Origin of the sequence: Streptomyces pseudovenezuelae (genome assembly GCF_029892565.1) — a bacterium.
GTDB lineage: Bacteria > Actinomycetota > Actinomycetes > Streptomycetales > Streptomycetaceae > Streptomyces > Streptomyces pseudovenezuelae_A.
Genome location: NZ_JARXVH010000002.1, coordinates 703,835 through 720,926 on the forward strand (window position 1 = coordinate 703,835; position 17,092 = coordinate 720,926).

Below are 17,092 nucleotides of genomic sequence, written 5' to 3' on the forward strand. Positions count from 1 at the left end.
CGTCCTTCGAGGCACTGTGGTGGCATGCGGGTTCGCTCGCTAGGCTGCCGCGCAGAATCGGGATCGTCAACGCGCCGGTGGCTGGGTAGCGCGTCTTTCAGACGTGCTCATTGGAGACACCAATGGCGTATCGGTCCCTTCTGCGTGTCCCTGATGCGGGATTCTTCCCGTTGGGATTCCTGGCCCGGCTTCCCTACGCGACCTCGTCCCTCGCAACACTCATCCTTGTCCGGGCCGCCTCCGGCAGTTACGCCTTCGCCGGCCTTGCCGCGGCGACCCAGGGCATCGCCATCGCGGTCGGCGGTCCGGTCGTCGGGGCGCTGTCCGACCGCCACGGTCACCGGTCCATCGGGGCGGTCATGGCAGTCGCCAACATCGTTGCCCTGACCGGCCTCGTCGTGGCAAGCCACACCGACCGCGCGAGCATGCTCGTAGCAGCGGCCCTGGCCGGTCTCACCCAACCACAGGTCGGACCCATGGTGCGAGTGCACTGGTCACGCCTGCTGCACGCGCGCGACCAGCAGGTACTCATGCCCACCGCGCTGTCGTACGAGGCGACCGCCGACGAGACAAGTTTCATCGTCGGACCTGCGATCGTCGGGTTGCTCACCCCGATCGGACCGACGGCGCCGACTGTGGCAGCGATGGTCCTGCTGGCTGTGGCCACCCTGCCTTTCGCGCTGTCCCTCAGCCAACGGGCCGGCATGCGGCAGCCGACACCGAAGACGTCGAGAACTCCCTTGCCACGACGCCCACTTGCCGCCATGTTCCTTGCCATGGCGGCGATGGGTGCCGTGTTCGGCGCAGTCCAGACCGGCGTCACTGCCTTTGCCGACGGTAGTGGGCGACCCGGCACCGCCGGGCTCCTCTACGCGACCTTCGGCATCGGCAGCGCTCTGGCAGGCGCTGCCTGCGCCTGGCTCCCTCCGCGATTCACACTGCGCCACCGGTACATGACCTTCGCGGCCACCCTGCTGCTGGGCGGGCTGACCCTTGTCGTCGGGGACAGGCTGCACGCCGTTCCGGCCGCCGTGGCCATCGCCGGCGTCACCGTGGCGCCCTACATGATCAGTCTCTATGCCCTCACCGAACGACTCGCGCCGCCTGACCGGGCGAATGTCACGATGACGATCGTGTGCGGGGGAGGACCTCTCGGTACTGCGGCAGGGCAGGCGCTGGCCGGGTTCCTCGCCGACAGCCATGGAAGCGCCGGAGCGTTCTTGGTGGCACCGATCGCGGCAACAGCGGCACTCCTGCTGGCACTGGCAGTGCTCTTCGCGGATCGACGACTGCCTAGTGCTTGGAGTCCGGTTTCCACTCCTGGATGAGGAGCCCGAGGAGTACCTCGTCCAGGAATTCGCCCATCACCCAGGCCGCGGAGCGCAGTACACCCTCGCGGACGAAGCCGTGGTGTTCGGCGGCGCGCAGCATCGCGGCGTTGTCCGAGAGCGTCTCGATCTGCAGTCGCTGCAGGCCGCGTACGACGAAGCCGTAGTGGCACAGCGCCGCGACCACGTCGGTGCCGTAGCCCTTGCCGCGGGAGGAGGGCAGCAGGCCGAGCCCGATGTGCGCGGACCGGTTGTGGTTGTCGATGCCCCACAGTGACGCGGTGCCGACCAGAGTGCCGCCGTCCAGTTCGATCACGGAGAACTGGACGTGCCGTTCCTCCGTGTCATCGACCACGAACTGCGAGTCCTTCGAGCCGGGCGTGATCGGCCGCCACGGCCGGCTCTGGGACCGCGAGGAGGTGACCACGTCGTCGTGGAGCTCGGCCTGCAGGATCGGGATGTCGTCCTCGTGCCGAGCCCTGAGCCCGACTTTTTCGCCCTTCAGCATGCACGCTTCCTATCCGACCGGATCGGCCGCAGGCAAACCAATAAGCGCCCGTCGCGGTGTCAAGTGCGAAAGCGGGGGAACTCGGCACGTATGAGCGTTTCAGGAGGCGGAGCGTGAAAATGATCCATGCGGCCGATATCCGCGAGTGGCGCAACCACAATGTCGTCGACCTCAAAGGGCACAAGATCGGTGTGCTCGAATCGATCTACGTGGACACCGCCACCGACGAGTCGGCCATGGCCACGGTCCGTATCGGGCTCCCCACTCGTCAGCGGTTGGCCTTCGTTCCGGTCGACGAGGCGATTCTCGGGCCCGACTACGTAAAGGTCCCTTATGCCAAGGCGTTGGTGAAGAAGGCGCCCTCGGTCGGCATGGACGACATCCTGCCCGCCGAAGCAGAGGAAGCGATCTTCCACCACTACGACATGACCTACCGGACCGGCGCGGACGGCGAGCGGCAACTCGCGCGCCGCTGACTCCTGCTCAGTCCGATACCCGGTCCGACCACTCAGTCCGAAGGTGGTGTTCTGCCATGGTTGTTTTCCTGCTGCTCGTCCTGATCGCCGTCGTGCTGGGAATCGTCGGGGTCGCCGCGGATGGGTTGGGCTACCTGCTGGTGATCGGCGTCGCGGTTCTTGTGGCCGCGCTCGTCCTGACCGCAGTTCGCTGGTCCCGGCGCTCCGGTCGCCGCCCCATTCGATAGCGGCGGCGGTCAGGAGGGCTTGCCCAGAGACCAGCCCGATACGTCCGTCAGCCGGCCGCGCCACAGGGGCATGACTACCGGATCGCTCCCGGTGACGCCGGTGGCATCGCGCAGATGGATCCACTGAGGCAGCCGTTGCGGGGTGTCGTGGCCCTGCTTGTCGACGACGGCCTGGTCCACCTGTTGCGGAAAGTGTTCCAGCACCTCAGCGCCCGGGCCGTCGAGGCCGCGCAGACTGCGGGCCCACTCGGCCGTCCACGCCTCGTGGGAGATCAGATCGCCGTAGAGGAAGCCGCCTCCGACGACCAGCGTCAGCGGCAGAGTCGCCTGGGCGTCCTGGCCGATCAGCCGTATCAGCATCTGCAGTTGGAGATCCGGGACGGGCTCGGTCACGACCGGCGCGGACGGCTGGTGGAGGGCGTCGTGCTCTGTGCTCATGTCCGGTCGTCCTTCTGAGGCTGTGCGGGTGGGCCCGGGTGCGGCTACGGGGAACTCACGTGTCCAGGAGGCCGGTGCGGAGTTTGGTGAGGGTGCGGGTCAGTAGGCGGGAGATGTGCATCTGGGACAGGTGCAGCTCGCGGCCGATGTCCGCCTGGGTCATCTCCTGGCCGAAGCGCATCTCGATGATGGTCCGCTCGCGGTCGTCGAGCTTCTGGAGCAGCGGGGCGAGCGTGTGCAGGTCCTCGAACAGGTCCATCGCCGGGTCGACGTCGCCGATGGTGTCCGCGTACTTCGGTCCCTCGCCGCCTTCCTCGTCGCCGCCCGGGGTGTCGATGGAGCCGGCGACGTAGCCGTTGGCGGCGAGGAGGCCCTCGATCACCTCGTCCTCGGTGAGTTCGAGGTGATCTGCGAGTTCCTTCACCGTCGGCGGGCGGTTCAGAGCGGTGGCGAGAGTCTCCTGGCTCTTGGCGAGGTTGACGCGCAATTCCTGCAGACGCCGCGGGACGTGGACGGCCCAGGTGGTGTCGCGGAAGAACCGCTTGATCTCGCCGACGATGTAAGGAATCGCGAACGACGTGAACTCGACCTCACGCGACAGGTCGAACCGGTCGATGGCCTTGATCAGACCGATCGTCCCGACCTGGATGACGTCCTCCATATCACCGCTGCCCCGGTTGCGGAAACGGCGGGCCGCGAAGGCCACCAGGGACAGGTTCATCTCGATCAGGGTGTTGCGCGCGTACTGATACTCGCGGGTGCCCTCCTCCAGGACCTGCAACCGGTCCAGGAACAGCCGGGACAGTGCGCGTGCGTCCTTGGGGGCGACCTTGCCGCCGTCCTCGATCCAGGGCAACTCGTCCGAGGCTTCGGACGTTCCCGTCGTGCAGGCGGTTGCTTCGCGGGCGTTCACGGAGGAGGTCACTGTGCCGCCTTAGCTGGAAAGCAGGGTAGGCGTCTCTTGCCCGCTGTGGCCGCAAGCATGTCCATGCGGACCCCACCACTTCTGCGACCGCGACGAGGGGGCCGTGCTCGCCGCGCCGACTCAGGGGTTCGCAGCCGCGGAACGGGGGTGGCAACCGGTCGTCCGTGGCCCGCAGCGCATTGCCGTTCGCTCATCGTGGGCGCGCTGAATTCCCCGCTATCTCACAAGTATTCACTGCCCCCTCGCTGCGGATTCCGAGGCGTGAAGGGGGGAGTGCAGGGCACATGAGTGTGCGGAGGTTGATAACTATGGTTCCCGTACTTCTCGTTCTGCTTCTCGCGCTAATTCTTTTCGGTGCTGGTTTCGCTCTCAAGGCTTTGTGGTGGATAGCCATCGTCGTCTTGGTGGTCTGGTTGTTGGGTTTCGTGGTCCGACCCGCCGGGCACGGCGGCCGCAAGGGCCGTTGGTACCGCTGGTAAACAACATTCGAGCGAAGGGCCCCGTCGAATGTTTTTCGACGGGGCCCTTCGGCATGTGCCATGGCTACTGGTGCGCTGTGTAGACGGTCGCGGTCATCGGCGCCGTCACCGGGCCGCTGCCGAGGCGGTCCGTCATCTTCTGCGTGACGGCGGCCTGGAGGGCCTGCGCATCTTCGCGGTCTTGCACGGCGGCGCTCACCGGCGTGCCGGTGAGGAACCCGGTGGCAACGGAGGCTGCCGAATCCGCGACGCCTTCCAGCGTGACCTCCTCGGCGGCGGCCAGGGTCAGTCCGGCGGCCGCGAGGTCCGCGGCGACCACGGCCGGATCGGAGTAGCCATGGGGCACATCCCTCAGGAACGGGGGCACCGCGTCGGGCATGGACTGTTCCAGGGCGGTCTGGAAGGCGGCCCCGAACCCGTGCGAGGCCAGCGGACCCCAACTGTTGAACAAGAACCGCCCCTGCGGTGCCAGGACCCGGCGCACCTCGGCGTAGGCGGCGGGCCTGTCGGGGAAGAACATCACCCCGAACTGGCACACAACGAGGTCGAAGCTGCCGTCCTCGAAGGGCAACTCCTGGGCATCCGCCTGCCGCCAGTCCGCGCGCGGTTCCCGGGCCGATCCTGCGGTGACCATCGCTTCGTTGAGGTCGGTCGCCACCACCGAGGCCGTGGGCACCGCGGTGAGCACGGCCGAGGTCAACGCCCCGGTTCCGGCGGCGAGCTCCAGGACCGTGCGGGGCCGCAGCGCTGCCGCCCTGGCGGCCAGGTCGGCGGCGAAGGGCTGGAAGAAGACCGGTACCAGGTGGCGTTCGTAGGCCTCGGGCATGGACCGTGTCCACCGCCGGTTCGCATCGTCTGTGCTCACCTGGCAGACACTAGCCCCGGGGGGAGGCCCGACGGCGGATCGCCGCAGCCACCGCGGCTGCGTGCCGGCGTTGCTGCCCAGCCACTCGGGCAGGGCAGGGAGGAGCACAGCCGGGGAGGTCCACGAATGGCTTCCCTCAGCGATCACCCCACCGGCTCGGGCTCGGGTGAGGACGACGGCACGCCGGCCCATCGATGCAGGGCGGCTTCGAGGCCGGTGACAGCGGCGGCGGTGTCGGTGGTGTCGGAGGCCCAGGCGACAACCCCGTCCGGGCGTACCAACACCCCGGTCGGCGCCGCGTGTTCGTCGATCACGCTGCGCACCCGACCGGCCCAGGCTCCGGCGAGGCGGGCGAACGCGCCGTCCTGACTGCGGTCGAGCAGCAGGAACCCGCCGCCGTGACCGTGGTCGACCAGACGGGACCCGTCCGTCAGCCACAGGTCGGGGACGAACCGCCCGACCAGTGGATGGTCGCCGGGCAGGTCGATGCGCTGGTCGACTCCGGCGATCTTCTTGACCGCGTACGTCGTGCCGTCCCGAGTGCCCAGCAGCTCGGCGACGACCTCCCGGAGAGCGGCCGACTTGGCGTCCCCGCGCAGCACGCCGATCTGGGCCCGCGTCCAGTCCAGCACCCACGCACCGAGAGGACGACGTTCGGCGTCGTAGGTGTCGAGCAGCCCTTCGGGCGCCCACCCGGCGACCACGGCACCGAGCTTCCAACCGAGGTTCATCGCGTCACCGAACCCGAGATTGAGCCCCTGGCCGCCGAACGGCGAGTGCACGTGCGCGGAGTCACCGGCCAGCAGCACCCTCCCCGACCAATAGGTGGCGGCCTGGCGGGCGTTGTCGGTCCAACGGGTCGCGGTGCCACGCAGCGCGGTCAGCGTGACGTCGGTGCCCGAGACCCGACGCAGAGTGGACTGCAGTTCCTCAAGGGTCACCGGCGCCGAGCGATCGGCGGGAGCGCCGCCGAACTCCACGGTGACCACTCGCCCGGGCTGCGGCCCGCAGCGATACGCCCCCCGGGTCGACCACGCCCATCCGCTCGCGAGTTTGTCGGGATCGGCGATGTCGACGAGCGCCAGGTGCCCGGCGAGTTCGGGGTCGGTGCCGGGAAAGTCGATGCCCGCGAGACGGCGTACGGTGCTGCGCCCACCGTCGCACCCGACCAGCCACCCGGTGCGCACCGCGCCGGCGGTGGTGCCGACGAGCACGCCGTCACCGGTGTCTTCGAGCGCGGTGACCTCCACCCCGCGACGCACGCTTACGCCGAGTCGCGCGAGGTGCTCGGTCAGCAGAGCCTCCAGCTCACGCTGCGGCACCATCCGCGCTCCGTCGGCCGCGGTGTGCGCGGCGAGATCGGGATCCGACCAGTCCACGAGGTCGGCGTCGAGGACGATCCCCGCGAAGTGCCCGGTGAACCGCGAGTCGGGTGCTCGCCGGCCCTCACCAGGCGTATGTCCCTCACCGGGTTTCCGCTTGTGGGCCATGCGGGCGAACGCCCCAACCCGCTCAAGCAGCTCCCGCTGCACCTCTTCGGCGGCGGGCAGCAGGCCGCGGCGGTCGAGTGCCTCGGCCGTCGGCACGTTGATCGATCCCGCCTTCATCGCCTCGCTCGGCTCGGCGAGTCGCTCGAGTACCTGCACCGTCGCCCCGGAGAGCGCCAGCTCGACGGCGAGCACGAGGCCCACCGGCCCGGCGCCGACCACGGTCACGTCCATGTCCTGGTTCATATCCATGTTCATGTTCACGAACACTGTTCTAGTTACGAACACTGTTCGTGTCAAGTTATAGTGGTCGGGTGAATCCGAGAGAGCGACGCGCGGCACGCCACCAGCCGCCGAACCCCGAGGCCGAGACCGCCCCCCGGCCGCGGCGCCGCAAGGCCCCGATCACCGTGGAACAGGTCGTCGACACCGCGCTGGCCGTCATCGCCGCAGAGGGCTACGAGGCGCTGACCATGCGCCGACTGGCCGGCGCCCTCGACACCGGACCCGCCTCGCTCTACGCCCACGTGGTCAACAAGGCCGACCTCGACGAGCTGCTCATCGGCCGGCTGTGTGCCGCGCTCGTACTGCCCAGGCCCGATGCCGAGAGCGCCCCCGCAGCTTGGCGGGAGCAGATCCGCAGCGTGTGCACACAGATGCGCGACCAGTACCTGAAGTACCCCGGGATCTCCCGCGCCGCGTTCGCCATGGCGCCCACCAACCTCGAGATCCTGCGCGTCAGCGAGGGAATGCTGGCGATCCTGCTCGCCGCCGGCGTCGCCCCGCAGGCCGCCGCCTGGGCCATCGACGCCCTCTTGCTGTACGTGGCCGCCTACTGCCTGGAGACATCGATCGCGCGCCAGCGATCAGCAGATGACGACGTCGCCTGGGTCGTCGACCGCGACGAACTCCTGCGCCGGCTCACCGCCCTGCCTGCCGAGACCTTCCCCCACACCACGAGCCACGCCGCCGAACTCACCGCCGGCGAAGGCCACGACCGCTTCGACTTCACCCTCGCCCTGATGATCGACGGCCTCGCACACCGCCAGTAGCTGTCGTGCTCCCCCTCAGCGCACGAACTCGATCTCGGGGTATCGCGGGGACGCCCCGGACAACAGGTGATCGTCCCGGTCGCGCAGGTGGAGGTCGAAGAAGGCCCTCAGGTAGGCGCGTTCGGCGGCGACAGCCCGGTCGGCGTTGATCGTTCCGATGGCGGTGGTCAAGGCGGCGACCACTTCCGGCGGCAACGGGAGCGCCTTTTCCAGCCGTTGGGCCAGCGGGGACAGGTCCGTGTAGGTCTGGTGTCCGGAGCGGCGTAGTCGCAGGCCGAGACGCCAGCCACGCAGGTGCGACCAGAACTCCGCCCAGGACGGGTCGTTGTGGCGTCCGTGGGTGGCATTGCTCATCAGCAGGAAGGGACGGTCCAGACCGGTGGCCGCGACGGTCCCGTTGATGCTGCCGTCCAGGTCGACACCGGCGAGGATGCGCCGATCCTGCGCCATCGTCTCCGCGGCCGTGTCACCGCCGAGCGAGTGCCCGAACATGCCGACCCTGGACAGATCGAGGGAGCCTCGTAGGCTGTGGGGCAACCGGCGGTGCTCGCTGTCGGGGTTTCGCCCGGCGTTCAACAGCGCCAGTTCGTTCAAGACGAACCTGGTGTCGTCCTGCCGGACGCGCAACGCCGTCCCGATGTCGTCATCGGTCGGCTCGGCCGGTTGGCGGCTCAACTCCAGTCGGCCGCCGGGGAACTCCACGATCGTGGCTTCGTAGGTGTGGTCGATGGTGACGACCACATATCCGTGACTGGCCAGATCCTCGACCAGCGCGGTACACGTCTCGCGCAGCGCGCCGTACCCCGGAGAGAAGAGCACCACAGGATGGCCGTGCGGGCGTGCCTCCATGGGGGCACCCTGCCGGGCATGAGTCACAGGGAAGTCGACGTCGTCCAGCGGCGTCCGAAGTTCTCGGCCGACCTGTTGCCTGTACAGTTCCGTCGCCATCGGCGGGAGCCAGGGTGCGTGCCGGTAGCCGCGGGTGTGCGACGTCGGGTACCACATGCTGATCATCAGTTCGCGTGGCACAGACGGCGAAGTCCACGGGTCCCGACGCGCATGGTCGATGAGATGCAGCGAGATGGTACCGAGCCGCCGGGGACCGGTCGGAACCGGCAAAGTGAGCCGCACCCGTCCCCTCCGAGCCCCCACAGCCGTCGCCCCGGTCCTGCTTGCTGAACCGGCTCCGGGCATACGGCCGTTCGCCTGGACCACCCCCGCGTTGGTGAGCAGAAGTCCCGCCGCCCCAGCAGCAGCGAGCACCGAGCGGCGCGACATCTCCCTCACTCGATACCCCATCTGCACTCGACGGCTGGATGATCGTCCACCGAGGCTGGCATCCCGACAGCACCAGCGACAGGCCGCGAGCACGATCTCGGGGTAAGCCCAGGGACGTCCCCGACACGGACTCAGGGGTGAACGACCGCGCCGCCACCTTCCAGTCGCGGGCCGGGATCAGCATGAGGAACATCGATATCCGGTAGGGAAGTTGTAGCGTGAGCCACGGCAATGAGCGACTGCTGCGACGCCGGTGTCAGCGCGTCGACGGGGGTACGAATGGAGCTGTCCGGTCTCACACTGGCGGGCCGTTACCAGTTGAAGGAACTGCTCGGCCGCGGCGGCATGGGCGAGGTCTGGCTGGGGTGTGACGCCTCGGTGCTGCGACGCGATGTGGCCGTCAAGGTGATGCCGTCCACCGCGGGCGCGGCGGCCGAACCTTGGCCAGCGGTGGACAGGACGGGGTGATCCGTCTGTGGAACGTGCAGGTCCCGTAGAGGTTGTCGTCTCCGGTCTGTGGCGTCAGTTGTCCCAGTTGCCGTTGCTGAACGCGACTGTCGTAGATGTAGGTGCGAGGTTCCGCCCAGAGACTCTGAGGGGGTTGCTGTGGCCGAGGTCAATCAGATGGATCTTGTCGTGCTGGCTGACGATGAGGGGAACAGCGTCATAGTCAAGGTCCTTGGCCAGCACCCGGACGTGCCGGACGGTCTGGCAGCTGCGATTGTCATCGACACACCCTTCGTCAGCGGGAGTGTCGACTTGTCCCTGTGGCGGTCGCGACTGGAGGAGTGGGGTCATGCGCTGGACCGTCTCGAAGTCGGCGAGGACATCGCATGGTTGAAAGTACAGAGAGGGCCCTCTCTGACCATCCAGCTCTCAGGGAAGCGGGACTGTCCGGACGTGATCGTGGAGGACGACATGATCTCCATGGTCACGGTGCGGGTGCCCATCGCTTTGCCGGATGGCTGGATCGCAAGTCAGCGAGAACGCCTTCGAGATCTGGTAGGTGCGTGGGAGCAGTAGGCGTGGCGGCGCGAGCCGCCCCAGGATGTCGGCGCGGATCTTCCAGCGGACGTACAGGCGGCGGAGAGGAGAGCGATGCCGGACTCGGGATTCCCGCCGGCAGAAGCGCGTGGTCGAGGTGCCAGCTGGTATCGCGGCGACTGCCACATCCACTCCGTGTACTCGGACGGTGAGCTCACTCCTGCGCAGTTGGCAGCCGACGCTCGGACAGTGGGTCTCGACTTCATCGCCACCACGGAGCACAACTCTGCGGATGGGCACAGTGCCTGGGGGCGCCATGCGGCAGGTGACTTCTTGATCCTCCTGGGTGAGGAGGTGACCACCAAGACCGGGCACTGGCTCGCTCTCGGCATCGACCCGGGTCAGGTGATCGACTGGGACTATCGAGTGGGGGACGAGCTCATAGGCCGATACCTGGACCAGGTCCGCGCATCCGGTGGACTGTGCGTGGTCGCGCACCCGCACGCGCCCTATCCCTCAGGCAGCTTCATGTACTCCTACCAGGGCCTCGATGTGGTCGAGGTATGGAACGGGCTGTGGGCGTCGGACCGGCCGTGGAACGCCGACAACGAGGCCGCCCTCGCCGAGTGGGGCCGAAGCCTGGCGGAGGGGGTGCACGCGGGGCACTGGCGGCCGGCCATGGGCAACAGCGACACCCACCTTGAGGGTCAGATAGGCAGCCCGCACACGGTGGTGTTCGCCGAAGGGCTGAGCAAGCCGGCAATCCTTGCCGCAATTCGAGCGGGCCGCAGTTGGATCGCCGAGTCGACTGCCGTCGATCTGTCATTCACGGCCATAGCCGCTGGGCACAACGCGGGGATTGGCGAACAACTGGCAACCCACGGGGAACCCGTGATGGTGCGCGCGCACATACGTGGTGTCCCATCGGCGACCGTCAGTTTCCACACCGACCGGGGCAGAGTCCACCGCGAATCGCTGCCAGACACTGGCGTGGGCACCAGTGAGTGGCATACGACCCCGGAAGACTCGGCCTTCGTTCGGATCGAGGTACGCCATCCGCATGGCCGTATGGCGGCTCTCACCAACCCGATACTTCTGACGTGATCTCCAGATTGCCTCAGGACGGTTTACGGCGGAACCGTAGGCACCCGGGGTGGCGGTGGCGCCGGTCGGGAGCACTCAGAAACGACTGCTAAAGGCCCGCCACCCCGCCGCCAACCACACCCGAGATCCTCATCCCGCCGCTATACGAAGCCTGATCGTGCGCGACTCAGGGCGCAGTGCGAACTCGGGCCACACATCCGGGCCGCAGGCTCGCGAGCCAAGCCCGTGCTGGGCCGCGTCGATGATCAGGTGACTGGTCGTCGACTCGGGCCGCTCGAAGGGGTGTTGGGCCTGCGCGATTTCCTGCGGCGTGTGACGACTGAGTGTGAAGCCGGGGCGCCGCCCATGCGTGTCGGGGATCGCAGAGAAGCGTAGCACCTCGCTCTCGCCACTCGCCAGCGTCAGCCCGCGCAACTCGGAGCGGTGCCCGGTCTCCTGTGGTCGGGCGTAGTCGACCGAGAGGTCGCGGACGCTGGAGGAGAAGCGACCCGTACGTGCCGCGCGGAGACTGTCCGGGTAGGACTCCAGCGGACCCAGGCCGAACCATGTGGCACCGTCGACCGCAGCCGTCCCATCGGGCAGCTCGAAGCGAACCCCGATCCGGGGCCACACCGTACTCCAGCCGCTCGACGGCTGGACCTCCACGCGCAGTTCCAACTCGCCTGCTTCGAGCGACCAGTTGGTCTCCACCGTCACCGACAGGGCGGAGTTCGCGGCGGAGACCTTGTCGACGGTGCGCAGCGCGTCCGCGGTGTGCTCCGCGGAAACACGCCGCGTGGTCAGCCGGTCGAGGCCGTCGGCGCGCCACAGATCGGCGTTGGACACCCCGGCGATGCTGGCGTCGCTGCCCTCGACCCCGTCGGACGGGCTCTCGTCGTTGTCGGTCGGCGCACGGAACAGCTCCAACCGCGGGCCGGTCACGGCACGACCGGCGAGGCGCGCGAGGGACCCGTCGATGAACTCGGCGATTCCGAGCGAAAGCGTTCCACTGCCCGGCTGCCAGTCCGTCCGTGGCCGGACGGCAGGGACGGGACGTCGTATCGAGCAGTCCAGTTGGGCAGTCGCGACCACATGGCCCGCCGGCGCCCAAGCAGTGTCCGCGGCCAGCACCGCGTCGATCGTGAGCCATGTTTCCGCGTCCGGGGACACAGCGATCCGTGGCATCGCAAACCGTCCCGCCTCGCCCGCCGTGACGACAGGCACCTCCAACTCGCCTGATTCCACAGGTGTTCCGTCGTGCTCGACGCGCCAACGGAAGTGCAGGTCCGACGTATCGGCCGAGTGGCGAAGGTTCGTGACCGCGACCGTGTCGCCGTCGAAGGTGAAGCGGACCGGCTGTACGACCGCCTTGTATTCGTGGAGGCTCGGCGTGGGGACGTCGTTGCTGAGCAGCATGCCGTCCATCACGAAGTTGCCGTCGTGGACGACCTCGCCGAAGTCACCGCCGTAGGCGTAGTACGGCGTTCCGTCGGGGGTCGTTGTCAGGATGCCGTGGTCGCGCCACTCCCAGACGAAGCCGCCGTGCAGCCGCGGGTATTGGTGTACGAGTGCCTCGTACTGGTCGAACGCACCGGGCCCGTTGCCCATCGCGTGCGCGTACTCGCACAGCAGGAACGGCTTGGTGCGCTGCCGGGCTCCCTGTGAGGGGGTGCAGCCGAGCAGCGGGGTGCCTGAACCGTCGGTGCCGATCTGCTCGGTCTCCGTCACGGTCGCGTACATGCGGGAGTAGATGTCGGTGTACTCGCCGGTGTAGTCGCCTTCGTAGTGCACGGGGCGTTCGGCGTCGCGGGCGTGGACCCAGGCCGACATCGCGGCGAGGTTGCCGCCGGTGCCGGCCTCGTTGCCGAGCGACCAGATCACGATGCTGGGATGGTTCTTGTCGCGCTCGACGGTGCGCTCGATGCGTTCGAGGTAGGCCCCGCGCCAGGTCGGGTCGTCGCTCGGGTTGCCGACCCAGCCGCCCTTCTCGAAGCCGTGTGTCTCCAGGTCGCATTCGAGGACGACCCAGAAGCCGAGTTCGTCGGCGAGGTCGAGCAGGCGTGGGTGCGGCGGGTAGTGGCTGGTGCGGACGGCGTTCACGTTGAACCGCTTCATCCGGGCCAGGTCCTCGCGGGCGTGCTCCTCGTCGAAGACACGGCCGCGTTCGGGATGGGCCTCGTGGCGGTTGACCCCGTGGAACACGACCCGGCGACCGTTGACCAGGAACTGGTCCCCGCGGATCTCCACCGTGCGGAAACCCACCCGCAGGGCGATGCTCTCCGCCGCCGTGGACACGGTCGCGTCGTACAGGCGGGGCTCCTCGGCCGACCACGGTTCCACGTCGGCGATGTCGACGGGGGTCACGTCGGCCGGCGTCGCCCAGACCTGCTCGACGCCGAGCTCGGGGATGCGCAGCGTGACCGGGAACGCCGACGCGTCGGCGATGACCTCCGCATCGACCCGTCCGCGCCCGTTGTCGAAGCCGGTCCGCAGCCAGACGTCCTCTATGCCCCCGGCCGGCCGGGCGAGCAGGGTGACATCGCGGAAGATGCCCGGCAGCCACCACTGGTCCTGGTCCTCGACATAACTGGCCGCCGACCACTGGTGCACGCGCACGGCGACGACGTTGTCGCCCGGGCGCACGGCGCTCGTCACGTCGAATTCGTGGGCCAGTCGGCTGCCACTGGCGCTGCCGATCTCTACGCCGTTCACCCACACCCTGAACAGCGACTCGACCCCGTCGAACCGCAGCACGACCCGCTCGGCGTCCGACCAGCCGGCGGGGACGTCGAAATGGCGGCGGTAGTCGCCGGTGGGGTTCTCGTCCGGGACGTGGGGCGGGTCGATCGGGAACGGGAACTGGATGTTCGTATAGATAGGACGGCCGTAGGCACCGTCGCTCTCAAGTACCCAGTGGGAGGGCACGGGGAGGTGGTCCCAGCCGTGGTCGGCGAAGTCGTCGGCCGCGAAGTCCTCGGCCGCCGTCGCCGTGGGGGACAGACGGAAGCGCCAGGGCCCGTTGAGTGAAAGCGAGGGGGCGTCGGAGTGCAGCCACGAGCGCGCCGGGCGCAGTGCGCCACGCGCCGGTGCGGTGTCCGAAACATGGGGGGAGAGCTCGGGGAGCAAGAGGTCACGACTCTTTCTTCGTAGCAAAAGGGGACCGGACGTTGCTGGCTGAAGCGAGGGCATCGCGTGCGGCCATGGCGGTCTACCGGAGCACGATGGTGCGGATCTCCCATGGACCGAGGGCGAGTTCGAGCTCGTCCGTGGCCCGTGTGTGGGAGATCGGTCGGCCGAGCAGATCGACGGTGCTGACCTCGGTGAAGGCGCCCGACACGCGGACGGTCGACGCGGTGTCGGTCATCGCGGTCAACCGCACCTCCGTACCGGACCCGTGCTCGTCGTCGGTGACGCGCCGGATGCTGGAGACGAGGACGTCTTTGCCGTCGACCCGTACGCCGGTCTCGTCGGGGGGCAGTTGGCCTCCGGCGGTTCCGGTTCCGCGGGTGACGAGGACGTCGTTGCGGAACTCCTCGGCGAGAGCGACCGCGTTCGCGCCCTGCCAGCCGGTCGCCGAGGGGACGACGGCGAAACGGTTCTCGGTGCGCATGCCGAGGTCCTGCGCACCGGGTGCGGGGATCTCGCTCGCCGCCGGTTCGTCGCGGAGGGGGTGGATGTTGACGCTGATCGAGCCGATCGCGCGCAGCAGGGTGACGGCGAGTTCGGCGCCGTCGTCGACGAGTTCGTACTCGCTGGAGTGGTCGAGCAGGACGTTGGCCGGCCCGGCCGACACGAACGAACTGGCCGGGAAGGTCGGGAGCGGATACTCGCCCCATCCGCCCTCGGCGGTCAGCCCGCGCTCGGTGACGGCGAACTGCCCTGCGGACGCGGACGAGTTCACCGGTTCGGGCAGCGGCACATGGAAGCGCAGCCGGTGGTCGGCGGACTGGTTGAGGAAGGACGTGGAGAGCCGCACGAACGGCTCGCCCGCGCGTACTTCCACGTCAGTCTCCACCGGTGTGGGCACGGTCCGCTCGTCGCGCAGATCGCGGTCGCAGGAGAGGGCGGCGGGCCAGTCGTAGACGCGGGTCACGCGCAGCCGCGAACGCAGGGGGCCGGTTTCGAGGAGGTCGACGGTGACCTCCTTCGGCTCGGCGACGAGGACGTCGTGCGCCGGGGGAGCGTAGCTGTAGCTGTCGCCGCGGTCCCCGCCGTCGACGAGACGGCCGACGCCGCGCAGCACGGTGCCGTCGGACCCGGCCAGGTCGAGGGTGCCGTCGGCGGCGACCGTGACCTCGACCAGTCCGTTCGCGAGCTTCAGGTCGGTCGCCGTGGCAGGCGCGTACGGCAGCAGTGCGCCGGAGGCGTCGGTGCTCGGCGCGACCCGGAAGCCGGTCAGGCCGGAGGCGGGGACGCCCACCGGGACGAGCGCGGTGGCCCGCGCCTCCTCCAGCGTCAACACCCGCCACTCACCCGGATGTTCGGCGGCCGCAGCGGCGACCTCGCGGCGCAGGATCAGCAGGTCGAACGGTCCGCTGGTCGGTACCTCGGCGAGGTGGAAGACGAGTGAGTTCGGGGTGAGTTCGTAGTGGTCGATCAGCCGGCCGAACAGCTCGCGGCGGTGGATCCGGCGCAGTACGCGTTCGAGCTGCGAGGCGTCCATGCGCTCGTCGCTGAGGACGGTCGGGGCCTCGAAGACCAACTGCACGGGATACGTCGATCCGTCGGCGCCGGTCGCGATCAGCGCGGTGCCCTCCGGCGGGGCCACGACATCCACCTCGACCAGCGCCGAACGCGCGAACGGCAGCGGATTGGCGACCAGGTAGCCGTCGTTCGGCACCAGGGCGGCGGGCTCGGCGAGGGCCGCGTCCCTAACGGCGCGGGCCGTCTGCGCGGCTTCGGCGAGCCGTGCCGCGACCTGGTCGCAGGTCTCGTCGGTGCCGGAGCCGACCACCGAGTCATGGGCGGTCGACTCGATGATCTTGTGCCAGGCGAGCGAGAGGAACGGCGAGTCGTCGCGCCCGGACCACAGGGCGTTCATGCGCTCGGCGTGGTCGATGGTGCGCTCGGCGGCGGCCATCCGCTGCTTCAGTCCGAGCCGCACGGACAGCACGCCGGGGAGGATGTTGCCCCGCACATGGCTGCGCAGTTCACCGGTGACGGGGGCGGTCACCTCGTCGCGCACGTGCTTGCGGATGTATTCGTCGAGCGTCGCGACCGTGATGGGCAGCCCCTCGTCGGACGCGATCCGCAGCCACGACGCCAACCGCGGGTCGGGCGCGTTGTGGTCGGTGCCGGCCATGGCCAACACCGGGTCGGCGCCCCAGCGGTCGGCGGTCATCTCGGCGTACTCGCCGAGCGCGCGTCCGATCTGGTCGGGCACCAGCAGGACGTCGAGGCCGTTGTCGTAGCCGTCGAAGAGGAACTCGGTGCGCACCTCGGAGCCGTCGGGGGCGCGCCAGCGGAAGGCATGACCGTCGACGGTGCCGGGCACACCGCGCCAGAGTGCGGCGTGCTCGATCCCGGCACGCGCCAGGATCTGCGGCATCTGCGCGACATGGCCGAACATGTCCGGCAGATAGCCGATGGGCATCGCACCACCGAGGCGCTCCGCCGCCGCCCAGCCCATCTGAAGATTGCGCACGATGGTCTCGCCCGAGCAGAGGAACTCGTCGAGCAGGATCAGCCACGGCCCGATGGCGAGCCGGCCCTCGCCGACCAGGGCCGCGACCCGGTCGCGGTTCTCCGGCCGCATCTCCAGGTAGTCCTCGACCGCGGCCATCTGCCCGTCGACGGTGAACCGGAAATCAGGGTTCGACTCGGCTGTCTCCAGCACGGTGTCGAGCGCGGAGACGAGCCGGTGCCGGAAGACCTGGAAGGGCTCGTACCATTCCCGGTCCCAGTGGAAGTGGGGCACGAATACGGCGGAGTTGGGCATGGCGTGACGGACCTTCCGTACTGG

The 17,092-nt window shown here is 68.9% G+C and carries 16 protein-coding genes; 8 read left to right on the forward strand and 8 right to left on the reverse strand.

The genetic code is table 11. From position 1 onward, the window contains the following. The first annotated feature begins 122 nt into the window (after window positions 1-122). Entirely contained in the window at window positions 123-1,328 is a 1,206-nt protein-coding gene (locus M2283_RS07855; RefSeq protein WP_280875362.1) for an MFS transporter, read from the forward strand. On the opposite strand, the gene M2283_RS07860 is transcribed toward M2283_RS07855, so the two are convergent. Continuing rightward, the gene (locus M2283_RS07860; protein ID WP_280875363.1) at window positions 1,294-1,836 is read right to left on the reverse strand and encodes a GNAT family N-acetyltransferase; all 543 of its coding nucleotides are present in this window, start codon (window positions 1,834-1,836) and stop codon (window positions 1,294-1,296) included. The genes M2283_RS07855 and M2283_RS07860 overlap by 35 nt on opposite strands. Window positions 1,837-1,955: 119 nt before the next feature. On the opposite strand from M2283_RS07860, the gene M2283_RS07865 reads away from it, so the two are divergent. Both M2283_RS07865 and M2283_RS07870 read left to right on the forward strand, forming a co-directional pair. After that, window positions 1,956-2,312 (forward strand): PRC-barrel domain-containing protein, encoded by a 357-nt coding sequence (locus M2283_RS07865; RefSeq protein WP_280875576.1) that lies wholly within the window; start codon window positions 1,956-1,958, stop codon window positions 2,310-2,312. Window positions 2,313-2,368: 56 nt separating this feature from the next. Then, window positions 2,369-2,539 carry a hypothetical protein gene (locus tag M2283_RS07870; RefSeq protein WP_280875364.1) on the forward strand — a complete coding sequence of 57 codons (171 nt, stop codon included), beginning with the start codon at window positions 2,369-2,371 and terminating at the stop codon, window positions 2,537-2,539. A 9-nt stretch (window positions 2,540-2,548) separates the two neighbouring features. Here the strand turns inward: M2283_RS07870 and M2283_RS07875 are convergent, their stop codons facing one another. Further along, window positions 2,549-2,977 carry a hypothetical protein gene (locus M2283_RS07875; protein WP_280875365.1) on the reverse strand — a complete coding sequence of 143 codons (429 nt, stop codon included), beginning with the start codon at window positions 2,975-2,977 and terminating at the stop codon, window positions 2,549-2,551. Between the two features lie 55 nt (window positions 2,978-3,032). After that, a complete protein-coding gene (locus M2283_RS07880; protein WP_280875577.1) occupies window positions 3,033-3,890 on the reverse strand; it encodes a SigB/SigF/SigG family RNA polymerase sigma factor in 858 nt (285 codons plus the stop codon). 320 nt (window positions 3,891-4,210) lie between these two features. On the opposite strand from M2283_RS07880, the gene M2283_RS07885 reads away from it, so the two are divergent. Next, entirely contained in the window at window positions 4,211-4,381 is a 171-nt protein-coding gene (locus M2283_RS07885; protein ID WP_280875366.1) for a hydrophobic protein, read from the forward strand. A 64-nt stretch (window positions 4,382-4,445) separates the two neighbouring features. Here M2283_RS07885 and M2283_RS07890 read toward each other — a convergent pair whose 3' ends face one another. Both M2283_RS07890 and M2283_RS07895 read right to left on the reverse strand, forming a co-directional pair. Then, window positions 4,446-5,207, reverse strand: a complete 762-nt coding sequence (locus tag M2283_RS07890) for a class I SAM-dependent methyltransferase (RefSeq protein WP_280875367.1) — start codon at window positions 5,205-5,207, stop codon at window positions 4,446-4,448. A 182-nt stretch (window positions 5,208-5,389) separates the two neighbouring features. Then, window positions 5,390-6,991 carry an FAD-dependent oxidoreductase gene (locus M2283_RS07895; protein WP_280875578.1) on the reverse strand — a complete coding sequence of 534 codons (1,602 nt, stop codon included), beginning with the start codon at window positions 6,989-6,991 and terminating at the stop codon, window positions 5,390-5,392. A gap of 56 nt (window positions 6,992-7,047) precedes the next feature. On the opposite strand from M2283_RS07895, the gene M2283_RS07900 reads away from it, so the two are divergent. Beyond that, window positions 7,048-7,785, forward strand: a complete 738-nt coding sequence (locus M2283_RS07900; protein WP_280875368.1) for a TetR/AcrR family transcriptional regulator — start codon at window positions 7,048-7,050, stop codon at window positions 7,783-7,785. 15 nt (window positions 7,786-7,800) lie between these two features. On the opposite strand, the gene M2283_RS07905 is transcribed toward M2283_RS07900, so the two are convergent. Then, a complete protein-coding gene (locus M2283_RS07905; RefSeq protein ID WP_348538897.1) occupies window positions 7,801-9,084 on the reverse strand; it encodes an alpha/beta hydrolase family protein in 1,284 nt (427 codons plus the stop codon). 210 nt (window positions 9,085-9,294) lie between these two features. On the opposite strand from M2283_RS07905, the gene M2283_RS07910 reads away from it, so the two are divergent. The 3 genes from M2283_RS07910 to M2283_RS07920 all read left to right on the forward strand — a co-directional run bounded on the left by M2283_RS07910 (window position 9,295) and on the right by M2283_RS07920 (window position 11,151). Continuing rightward, a complete protein-coding gene (locus M2283_RS07910; protein ID WP_280875369.1) occupies window positions 9,295-9,531 on the forward strand; it encodes a hypothetical protein in 237 nt (78 codons plus the stop codon). 138 nt (window positions 9,532-9,669) lie between these two features. Then, entirely contained in the window at window positions 9,670-10,086 is a 417-nt protein-coding gene (locus tag M2283_RS07915; protein ID WP_280875370.1) for a DUF5959 family protein, read from the forward strand. 75 nt (window positions 10,087-10,161) lie between these two features. Then, window positions 10,162-11,151 carry a CehA/McbA family metallohydrolase gene (locus M2283_RS07920; RefSeq protein WP_280875371.1) on the forward strand — a complete coding sequence of 330 codons (990 nt, stop codon included), beginning with the start codon at window positions 10,162-10,164 and terminating at the stop codon, window positions 11,149-11,151. Between the two features lie 129 nt (window positions 11,152-11,280). On the opposite strand, the gene M2283_RS07925 is transcribed toward M2283_RS07920, so the two are convergent. After that, complete coding sequence (locus M2283_RS07925) at window positions 11,281-14,256, reverse strand: glycoside hydrolase family 2 TIM barrel-domain containing protein (RefSeq protein WP_280875372.1); 2,976 nt, start codon at window positions 14,254-14,256, stop codon at window positions 11,281-11,283. An 82-nt stretch (window positions 14,257-14,338) separates the two neighbouring features. Then, the gene (locus M2283_RS07930; protein WP_280875373.1) at window positions 14,339-17,068 is read right to left on the reverse strand and encodes an alpha-mannosidase; all 2,730 of its coding nucleotides are present in this window, start codon (window positions 17,066-17,068) and stop codon (window positions 14,339-14,341) included. Window positions 17,069-17,092 lie beyond the last annotated feature (24 nt).

Excerpts from the sequence above, each read along its gene's own strand:
- M2283_RS07895 (WP_280875578.1), bottom strand. The coding sequence starts at position 6,991 with ATGAACATGGATATGAACCAGGACATGGACGTGACCGTGGTCGGCGCC.
- M2283_RS07885 (WP_280875366.1), top strand. The coding sequence starts at position 4,211 with ATGGTTCCCGTACTTCTCGTTCTGCTTCTCGCGCTAATTCTTTTCGGT.
- M2283_RS07865 (WP_280875576.1), top strand. The coding sequence starts at position 1,956 with ATGATCCATGCGGCCGATATCCGCGAGTGGCGCAACCACAATGTCGTC.
- M2283_RS07875 (WP_280875365.1), bottom strand. The coding sequence starts at position 2,977 with ATGAGCACAGAGCACGACGCCCTCCACCAGCCGTCCGCGCCGGTCGTG.
- M2283_RS07905 (WP_348538897.1), bottom strand. The coding sequence starts at position 9,084 with ATGGGGTATCGAGTGAGGGAGATGTCGCGCCGCTCGGTGCTCGCTGCT.
- M2283_RS07930 (WP_280875373.1), bottom strand. The coding sequence starts at position 17,068 with ATGCCCAACTCCGCCGTATTCGTGCCCCACTTCCACTGGGACCGGGAA.
- M2283_RS07855 (WP_280875362.1), top strand. The coding sequence starts at position 123 with ATGGCGTATCGGTCCCTTCTGCGTGTCCCTGATGCGGGATTCTTCCCG.
- M2283_RS07920 (WP_280875371.1), top strand. The coding sequence starts at position 10,162 with ATGCCGGACTCGGGATTCCCGCCGGCAGAAGCGCGTGGTCGAGGTGCC.
- M2283_RS07870 (WP_280875364.1), top strand. The coding sequence starts at position 2,369 with ATGGTTGTTTTCCTGCTGCTCGTCCTGATCGCCGTCGTGCTGGGAATC.
- M2283_RS07860 (WP_280875363.1), bottom strand. The coding sequence starts at position 1,836 with ATGCTGAAGGGCGAAAAAGTCGGGCTCAGGGCTCGGCACGAGGACGAC.
- M2283_RS07910 (WP_280875369.1), top strand. The coding sequence starts at position 9,295 with ATGAGCGACTGCTGCGACGCCGGTGTCAGCGCGTCGACGGGGGTACGA.
- M2283_RS07890 (WP_280875367.1), bottom strand. The coding sequence starts at position 5,207 with ATGCCCGAGGCCTACGAACGCCACCTGGTACCGGTCTTCTTCCAGCCC.